Origin of the sequence: Nostoc cf. edaphicum LEGE 07299 (genome assembly GCF_015207245.1) — a bacterium.
Taxonomy (GTDB): Bacteria; Cyanobacteriota; Cyanobacteriia; order Cyanobacteriales; family Nostocaceae; genus Nostoc; species Nostoc edaphicum_B.
Map to the genome: position 1 here is coordinate 1 of NZ_JADEXF010000129.1, position 7,577 is coordinate 7,577.

Consider the following 7,577-nt stretch of genomic DNA (forward strand, 5'->3'; position numbering starts at 1 on the left):
CCCTTGGTTCAAAAATAATCTTAGCTCCCCGTTTGAAGCTTTTTCCTGGCTTAACTAAAGCTAACCAACAGTTATGCTGCCGTTCTTCCAACAGCAACACCTGAATTTTCGCACCAGTGGATTTATGACCATAAAGCCGCGCTGGAATGACCCTTGTATTGTTCATAACCAACAAATCACCAGAGCGTAGCAGTGCAGGCAAATCATGGAAAATATGGTGTAGAGGTGCTGTTTCGATGCCTGTAGTGGGGGAATTAACCACCAGTAACCGGGAACTATCTCTAGGAACTGCTGGGTTTTGGGCAATGAGTTCTGGCGGTAGTGTGTAGTCATAGCCAGCTACCGAGCAATCTAATTCAAAATCTTTTGCTTGTGGACGAGATGTATCTTTCAAATTGGCTTGTACTAGTTTTTGGTTTATTTAGTATTTATACTCTCTTAAAAAGGCTGAGTTAAGTTTTCCCTTCTAAAGGAACTTTAAGGCATCTTCGCTCAGTTTTGTCGCTAGGCTATAAGATTGTTACTATTAAGTAACACGGAAAAATTAACATAAAAATTGGGTAAACCTCCCCATCTAAAAACGGGGGCTTTTACCCTACCGGGAACAGGCACTGATTGACGAATATAGATATGTAGGATTGGCTTTGATCCCAAGCACCAACAAACATGGAATACTTGTACTATCTGGCAAATGCCAGTCTAACCCTGAGGGTCGTTCAACACCTCCACGCTAGACCCCAGACACCAGTTTCGTTCGTCACCGTAATTCATCAAATTGATGGCTGGGTGGTTAGGATCAAACTCAAAGGTCAAGTTTCGTCCCAAGAAGATGGCGATTTTCGGGCTTTTCTAAATGAATTAGGAATTAGCTACGAACCGCCAATGAGGGTGCAAATGGCACTTTGGAGTTTGGAAGCTGGACAGTGCCCTGTGGATGTGATGCGTCGTTATCAGGTAGCGATCGTTTCTCATGGTAGCCCAGAGAGAGACGAAATTGAAGCGTTCCGGCAGCAGTTTGTCCGGGGCTTAGGTTACTGTCCAGAAACTTTAGCGTGAGACTATTTGGTTGTAACGCCACGACAAAATTATTGGTCATTGGTAATTAAGATATTTTATCTATTACCAATTAACCATTATCAATTGAAGAGTCAAAAGCTGCCAGAATGTATTCTTGCAGCTTAAACTTATATCCGGGTACTGATGAAGTAGCTAGAGCCTCTTGATTTGCTGTAACCCTAGTTAGATTTTTTGATATCCTTTGACAGTAGACAATAGCAACATCAAATCGACAAGAATAATCTGCCTTCTCAGGATACTGGGCTAAGAATATTCCAGCTGTACGCCAGATTTTTGCTTGCTTTTGTGGAGTGATTGCGCCTCTTCCTCCGGCATCCCAACTACCTGAACTGCGGGTTTTGACTTCAACAAATGCCAATAATGAGTGCTGAGTGCTGTTAGCGGTAGCGGGGCGTTTAGCCCGTAAGGAGTGCTGAGTAAGGAGTTTTTCCTCAGTTCGTCCATCATGTTGAGCAATAATATCAATTTCCCCCCAGCGGCTAGAAAAGCGACGATGGAGAATTATCCAACCAGTAGATTGCAACCATTGGGCTACTAGGTCTTCTCCTAAATGACCAATATCTGGATAATGAGATGGAGGAAGGTTAGCCATTGACTAAAAATATCATGAATTCTGTGAATTCTAGGTTAAGCGATGCCTGCGGCGGGCTACGCCTACGCACAACGGGTTCTACACTCAACTTATCCAGCGCTGAGTTGGAATTGAAGCGTAAAACAAACCATCACACTTGGGCAAGTATACTCAGCTTATTCCTTTGGGGAATAGTTAGCATCACCGCAGCGGTCGGTTTTGCTCCAACAGCTTTGGCACTTGAATATAATAAAGAAATTTTGGTTGAGGCCAATTTTTCAGGACGTGATTTAACAGACTCTAGCTTTACTAAAGCTAATCTTCGCCAGAGCAACTTCAGCCGAGCTAATTTGAACGGTGTCAGTTTCTTTGCGGCAAATTTGGAGTCTGCGAATTTGGAGGGTTCTGACTTGAGAAATGCCACTTTAGACTCGGCTCGTTTAGTCAGAGCAAATTTGACAAATGCACTGTTGGAGGGTGCCTTTGCTGCTAACGCCAGATTTGATGGTGCAGTCATTGACGGGGCAGATTTTACCGATGTGCTACTGCGTCCCGATGAGCAAAAAAAATTGTGCAAACTTGCCAAAGGGACTAATCCCACTACAGGACGAGATACACGTGACACGTTGTTTTGTCCTTAGTATTTTTTAGCTGGGAATTGGGAATTGGGCATTGCTTATTCCCCATTCCCTACCCCCATTCCCTACTCATAAAATATTGAGCAACTACCAACCACTAGCACCAATCTTTTGACAAACAATTTGCATTCCTTTGCCTGGTGAAGAATTAGCTACAAAAGGTATTTCTCCTTTTTCCTTATCCTCTTCAAGTAGCTGTCCCTCGGAACCATAAATGGCAATGCGATTCCGAAAAAGCCGCGATTCTGTACATGATGCATCGAAGGTAGTTTCGAAGATGCCATCACCATACATTCCGTAAAGCTTGTATGTCGTGCCCTTAATGCTTTCTGTGTCCAGAGCGACGCTATTTCCTAATTTATCATGCCCCACAGTGATATATCTTTGTCCATCTTGATCGATGACCACGCCAACACCTTCAGCGATGGCTGCGCCAACACCTCCGGTGAACGCACTACCACTACTCAATAAAATAGCGATCGCTCCTACTATGCCGCTTAACTTAAAATACATAGAGTTTCAAAATATCAGATTTCATATCTTTCTACCCGCGATTAAAGCGGTTCTGGCAGGGTAAAAGCACTGAAATCAAGACAGAGCAAGGTGTTATACTAGTTAGTAACACCTTATGGGAAGCGTAAAGCATTAAATAAATAGCTGCAATACTTTTCAAAGTATGAGTGAAACACTTGCTGATATTGCTATACCGCCTCAGTTTCCCGATCGCGCTCAACTACCAGAGTCTGATGGTACGTTTGTAAAAAATTTTCAAGAGCATCCCCAAACCGTCATTTTGACAGACTCAATCGTTCAGGTTTTGCAACGCGTACATCCAGATGGACAGTATTGCATTGGTGTAGAGTAATTTTTAGCTATGGCAAGCCGAAAAACTTAGTAATCACGGGCAAAAGCTTACCACAGACTTCAACCAGCTTTTAAGTAGTAAATAAATCAGTGATGTCTACGACGGGCTACGCCAACGCACCTTTCAATAACTTGAGGCTGTTTTTGCTATTTTCTGCGTGGCTCTATTTTTTGGGTTTGGCAGTAGTGCGATCGCAAAGTACAGTCCCCAGTCCCGTGTATCACTGTGGCGTCCTGAGCAATGTACCACCAACTGCATAAACGGCATCAAAACCAATTCTTTCTCCCCAAAGTGCTGCGTCGGTTTGCTTGGATCGTAATCGAAGACTTGTTTCGACTAAAAAATATTAGCACCAGTTTAAGAACTTTTTCTCGTGCTGACCAAGATTACAAAGTCCCTTTCAATATCCACCAAGGTATTGATATAGGACTCCGATTTGATTTCTGAAAACATACTGAGACTGAAAAGCCCGTTTTATCAGGGTTTTATCTGAAATATTGTTCAAAAATAAGATATGAGTCCTATAGCACCATTCTTATTCTCAAACATCGTCTGAAAGCTAACGAACAACGTCCGGCGATTGAAGTTGTCACCAACTACGGTAATTTACCTCAAGTAGAATGTTTCCCTGGGCAATTAAATCAGGTATTTATGAATATTCTTGCTAATGCCATTGATGCCTTACATGAGTCGAATATTGGACGAAGTTTTGAAGGTATTAAAGCCAATCCCAACCGAATTACCATTACCACTTCAATAGCAGATAAACTCGTAAAAATTGCCATTGCAGATAATGGTAAGGGGATGAGTGAAGAAATCAAACAAAAGATTTTTGGCCATTTATTTACAACGAAATCTGTCGGTAATAGGTACAGGTTTGGGGTTGGCGTCGCTCGTCAAATCATTGTAGAAAAACATGGCAAAGCGATCGCGGTGAATTCCCAACTTGGTGAAGGAACTGAATTTGTGATTTAGCTACCATTATCGGCATAACTAAATCTTATTTGTTCCTTATGGGATCAGATGGAGTCTGAATCCCCACCTGATTTGTCTCCTTGTACCCTTCTTCAAGCTTTCCCTGCTACCACCGAGTTTTTCTTCAAAAGTTCCACAGCAGCTTGATATTGCAAATCCGCTTCGGTACCAATTTCTTCGCGGTTAATGGCTGGTTGGGAAATAACTTTATCTGGCTTAATACCTAGTTTGTTAATATCCCGGTGTTCAGGAGTTTCATACTTAGCAATTGTGACTGCCAAGCCCGAACCATCTGATAATTCAAACAAGGATTGAATTAAACCCTTGCCAAAGGTAGTTTCGCCTACCAACTGGGCACGACCGTTATCTTGGAGTGCGCCAGCGAGAATTTCGCTAGCACTGGCAGTTCCTTGATTCACCAAAATCACCAGAGGATCGTTCGTCAGGGCTGGCCCAAAGGCTTCAAAACTACCTTGAATACCTTGTCGGTTAACAGTGTAAACAATCGTGCCGGAGTCTAACCACAGACGGGCAATTTCAATTCCTGATTGCAATAACCCCCCAGGATTATTTCGTAAATCTAAAATGTAGGCAGCAGCGCCTTTTTTTTCTAGACTAGAAATAGCGTGTGCCAATTCTGTTGAAGCGTTGGCATTAAATTGTGTAAGACGTAGGTAGCCAATGGGTGTACCCTCAGCAGAAACACGCAAATCTGAAACCACAGGGTTAAGAGCAATGCGATCGCGTGTCAGTCTAATTTCCGTTTCTGCCTCTCCGTCCCGTTCGATTACGAGAGTCACAAGGCTGCCACTCGGCCCGCGCATTCTGGTAGCAGCTTCATCAAGGGTGAGATTTTCTGTGGAAACACCTTCAATTTTGACAATGCGATCGCGTGGTCGAATCCCCGCTTTATCTGCCGGTGAACCGGCGATGGGAGCCACTACTTCCAACTTCCCATTCTCAGAATTCAAGGCAATTTGCAATCCTACCCCAGTCAGTTCCCCAGAAGTATTGACCTGCAAGCTGCGGTACTGTTCTGGATCTAAAAAGCGGGTAAAAGGATCGTCGAGGCTCTTGAGCATCTTCCCAATTGCCTCATAACTGGCATTTGAGTCTGCCAGTGGCTTCTCCAGAACCTTTTGCCGCACAGCCGCCCAGTTTTGATGATTAAATGTCTCATCTAGATAAGTACGATTAACAATTCGCCAAACTTCCGAAACCAGCTTTTGTTCCCCCGTCAAAGCCACCGCTGGCTGAGTGAGCGTACCCAACGCTAAGCAAACCGCCATTAACAATGAAAATCCAACCCGAAAGACTTGTTTATTCATGAACCCCATTATCAATTCCACCTCAACCCAAATTGCTTAGATAATGCCTACTTCCTCTGTTGTTTGATGAAATCTATCTCTCGATTATGTTACTTTTTTTATAGAAGTGGTGCATTTTTCTCATCAAGTTGTTCAGTCAACTGATGCATCGTATCCACTCACCAAAGGATAAAATCTACTTTGTGTCCACTATTTTGTGTGTAGGGGCGTAAAGAGATCGCAATATATTCCATCTTTACAGAGTGTAAAGTTTCTGAAGTCTCTTAGCACACTGAAAGCTAAAAAGCAAAGAAAAAAAAACTCCCCTTTACTAAAATCCCAAAATTACTAGTTGGGAGAGAAGTCTGAGCGAAGGCTTCAGCCGATTCAGAACTTCGGGATTTATCAACCGCAACCGACTTTTAGGAACTTGAGATTGTATGGCCAACGTTTACGACTGGTTTGAGGAACGCCTGGAGATTCAGGCACTCGCCGAAGACGTTACTAGCAAGTACGTCCCTCCCCACGTCAATATCTTTTACTGCCTGGGTGGAATTACCTTGGTTTGCTTTCTCATCCAGTTTGCTACTGGATTTGCCATGACGTTCTACTACAGACCAACAGTTACTGAAGCTTTCTCCTCAGTAGAGTACATCATGAATGAAGTAAACTTCGGTTGGCTAATTCGCTCCATCCATCGCTGGTCTGCCAGCATGATGGTATTGATGATGATTTTGCACACCTTCCGGGTTTATCTGACTGGTGGTTTCAAAAAGCCCCGCGAACTGACCTGGATAAGTGGTGTAATCCTAGCTGTGATCACCGTCTCCTTCGGAGTTACCGGTTATTCTCTACCTTGGGATCAAGTTGGCTACTGGGCTGTGAAAATCGTTAGCGGCGTACCAGAAGCAATTCCTGTGGTTGGAGTTCTGATTTCCGACCTGCTACGTGGCGGTTCCAGTGTTGGTCAAGCAACACTAACTCGTTACTACAGCGCACACACATTTGTACTGCCTTGGTTGATTGCAGTATTCATGCTGTTTCACTTCTTGATGATCCGCAAGCAAGGCATTTCCGGGCCTTTGTAATCTTAGCTATTAGCGAAAGGCAACATTTGTTAGTTTTCAGATCGAGTTGTTTGTTTTAAACTTATGAAACACAAGAAATTAATTGCACATAAGTTCCAAAAAACAAATACTTGTATCTGGAGCGTAAAGCTATAGAAAACTTCAGGCGGATGACTGTAGATATAGAAACGCTGTTTCCCGCCTGTTGGTTGCCTAGTAGCTGATAGCTTTCACAAATGCTTTAATTTAACTTAAGCAGGAGAGCACATTTCAAAATGTCAACACAAAAAAAACCTGACCTGAGCGATCCTCAGTTAAGAGCCAAACTCGCTAAAGGCATGGGTCACAACTACTATGGTGAACCCGCTTGGCCTAATGACTTACTTTACGTCTTTCCAATTGTGATCATGGGTTCCTTCGCTGCGATTGTGGCTCTAGCCGTGCTAGATCCCGCAATGACCGGTGAACCAGCAAATCCTTTCGCCACACCATTGGAAATTTTGCCAGAGTGGTACTTGTATCCAGTTTTCCAAATTTTGCGATCGCTTCCTAACAAACTTTTAGGAGTGTTAGCAATGGGTTCTGTACCAGTAGGGCTAATCCTCGTTCCCTTTATTGAGAACGTGAATAAGTTCCAAAACCCCTTCCGCCGTCCAGTTGCAACCACAGTATTCCTTGTTGGTACTCTTGTTACCGTGTGGCTAGGTATTGGTGCTGCTTTGCCATTGGATAAATCTTTGACCTTGGGACTATTCTAAATTAGTCACCACAAAGTGCTTTGACGCCTGTGAGTTTCAAGAGCAGATGCAGATGTGCTTTTGAAAGCAATCAACAGGCGTCAATTTTAACAGGAAAGAATTCAGAAGCCAGAATGGGCTAAACCTTGGCTATCCGCTAACAGAATTAAATTGTGAACTAAAAAGCGGATAACGCCACCAAAGCGAGTCGGTGTATCTTACGGAAAAGCAAGTTATGCATAGCGTCTTATAGATAGTGTCTGCATAAATGGGTTTAAGTTACCCACTAAAATATGCTTTTTTTAGTGGTCAACAAGATAGTGTTGGATCTGTAGCAAGA

The 7,577-nt window shown here is 43.2% G+C and carries 9 protein-coding genes and 2 pseudogenes; 7 read left to right on the plus strand and 4 right to left on the minus strand.

Annotated features, from left to right (window positions below; all coding sequences use genetic code 11):
• Window positions 1-394: S-adenosylmethionine:tRNA ribosyltransferase-isomerase (locus tag IQ229_RS05765; protein WP_228013196.1), on the minus strand; the 394-nt coding region annotated here is incomplete at its 3' end.
• Between the two features lie 272 nt (window positions 395-666).
• Here IQ229_RS05765 and IQ229_RS05770 point away from each other — a divergent pair.
• The gene (locus IQ229_RS05770) at window positions 667-1,056 is read left to right on the plus strand and encodes a hypothetical protein (protein ID WP_194042057.1); all 390 of its coding nucleotides are present in this window, start codon (window positions 667-669) and stop codon (window positions 1,054-1,056) included.
• Between the two features lie 70 nt (window positions 1,057-1,126).
• Here the strand turns inward: IQ229_RS05770 and IQ229_RS05775 are convergent, their stop codons facing one another.
• A complete protein-coding gene (locus IQ229_RS05775; RefSeq protein ID WP_194042059.1) occupies window positions 1,127-1,669 on the minus strand; it encodes a YraN family protein in 543 nt (180 codons plus the stop codon).
• Window positions 1,670-1,692: 23 nt separating this feature from the next.
• Between IQ229_RS05775 and IQ229_RS05780 the strand changes: the two genes are divergently transcribed.
• Window positions 1,693-2,289: a pentapeptide repeat-containing protein gene (locus IQ229_RS05780; protein ID WP_409339898.1), complete on the plus strand. Its 597-nt coding sequence runs from the start codon at window positions 1,693-1,695 to the stop codon at window positions 2,287-2,289.
• An 84-nt stretch (window positions 2,290-2,373) separates the two neighbouring features.
• Here the strand turns inward: IQ229_RS05780 and IQ229_RS05785 are convergent, their stop codons facing one another.
• On the minus strand, window positions 2,374-2,799 hold the full coding sequence (locus IQ229_RS05785) for a hypothetical protein (protein WP_194042061.1): 426 nt from the start codon (window positions 2,797-2,799) through the stop codon (window positions 2,374-2,376).
• A 163-nt stretch (window positions 2,800-2,962) separates the two neighbouring features.
• Here IQ229_RS05785 and IQ229_RS05790 point away from each other — a divergent pair.
• The 3 genes and pseudogenes from IQ229_RS05790 to IQ229_RS05800 all read left to right on the plus strand — a co-directional run.
• Window positions 2,963-3,142: pseudogene (locus IQ229_RS05790) on the plus strand (Uma2 family endonuclease); the annotation flags it as partial.
• A gap of 101 nt (window positions 3,143-3,243) precedes the next feature.
• Window positions 3,244-3,411, plus strand: a complete 168-nt coding sequence (locus IQ229_RS05795) for a hypothetical protein (protein ID WP_194042063.1) — start codon at window positions 3,244-3,246, stop codon at window positions 3,409-3,411.
• A 265-nt stretch (window positions 3,412-3,676) separates the two neighbouring features.
• Window positions 3,677-4,126: pseudogene (locus IQ229_RS05800) on the plus strand (sensor histidine kinase); the annotation flags it as partial.
• A 92-nt stretch (window positions 4,127-4,218) separates the two neighbouring features.
• Here IQ229_RS05800 and ctpA read toward each other — a convergent pair.
• The gene (gene ctpA / locus IQ229_RS05805; RefSeq protein ID WP_194042065.1) at window positions 4,219-5,463 is read right to left on the minus strand and encodes a carboxyl-terminal processing protease CtpA; all 1,245 of its coding nucleotides are present in this window, start codon (window positions 5,461-5,463) and stop codon (window positions 4,219-4,221) included.
• A gap of 410 nt (window positions 5,464-5,873) precedes the next feature.
• Between ctpA and petB the strand changes: the two genes are divergently transcribed.
• Both petB and petD read left to right on the plus strand, forming a co-directional pair.
• Window positions 5,874-6,521, plus strand: a complete 648-nt coding sequence (petB, locus tag IQ229_RS05810) for a cytochrome b6 (protein ID WP_099102529.1) — start codon at window positions 5,874-5,876, stop codon at window positions 6,519-6,521.
• A 254-nt stretch (window positions 6,522-6,775) separates the two neighbouring features.
• Window positions 6,776-7,258 carry a cytochrome b6-f complex subunit IV gene (gene petD, locus IQ229_RS05815; protein ID WP_181930359.1) on the plus strand — a complete coding sequence of 161 codons (483 nt, stop codon included), beginning with the start codon at window positions 6,776-6,778 and terminating at the stop codon, window positions 7,256-7,258.
• Window positions 7,259-7,577 lie beyond the last annotated feature (319 nt).

Bases quoted from the DNA above. Each gene is read 5' to 3' on its own strand.
- IQ229_RS05770 (WP_194042057.1), top strand. From the start codon at position 667: ATGGAATACTTGTACTATCTGGCAAATGCCAGTCTAACCCTGAGGGTC.
- IQ229_RS05775 (WP_194042059.1), bottom strand. From the start codon at position 1,669: ATGGCTAACCTTCCTCCATCTCATTATCCAGATATTGGTCATTTAGGA.
- IQ229_RS05785 (WP_194042061.1), bottom strand. From the start codon at position 2,799: ATGTATTTTAAGTTAAGCGGCATAGTAGGAGCGATCGCTATTTTATTG.
- IQ229_RS05795 (WP_194042063.1), top strand. From the start codon at position 3,244: ATGTCTACGACGGGCTACGCCAACGCACCTTTCAATAACTTGAGGCTG.
- ctpA (WP_194042065.1), bottom strand. From the start codon at position 5,463: ATGGGGTTCATGAATAAACAAGTCTTTCGGGTTGGATTTTCATTGTTA.
- petB (WP_099102529.1), top strand. From the start codon at position 5,874: ATGGCCAACGTTTACGACTGGTTTGAGGAACGCCTGGAGATTCAGGCA.
- petD (WP_181930359.1), top strand. From the start codon at position 6,776: ATGTCAACACAAAAAAAACCTGACCTGAGCGATCCTCAGTTAAGAGCC.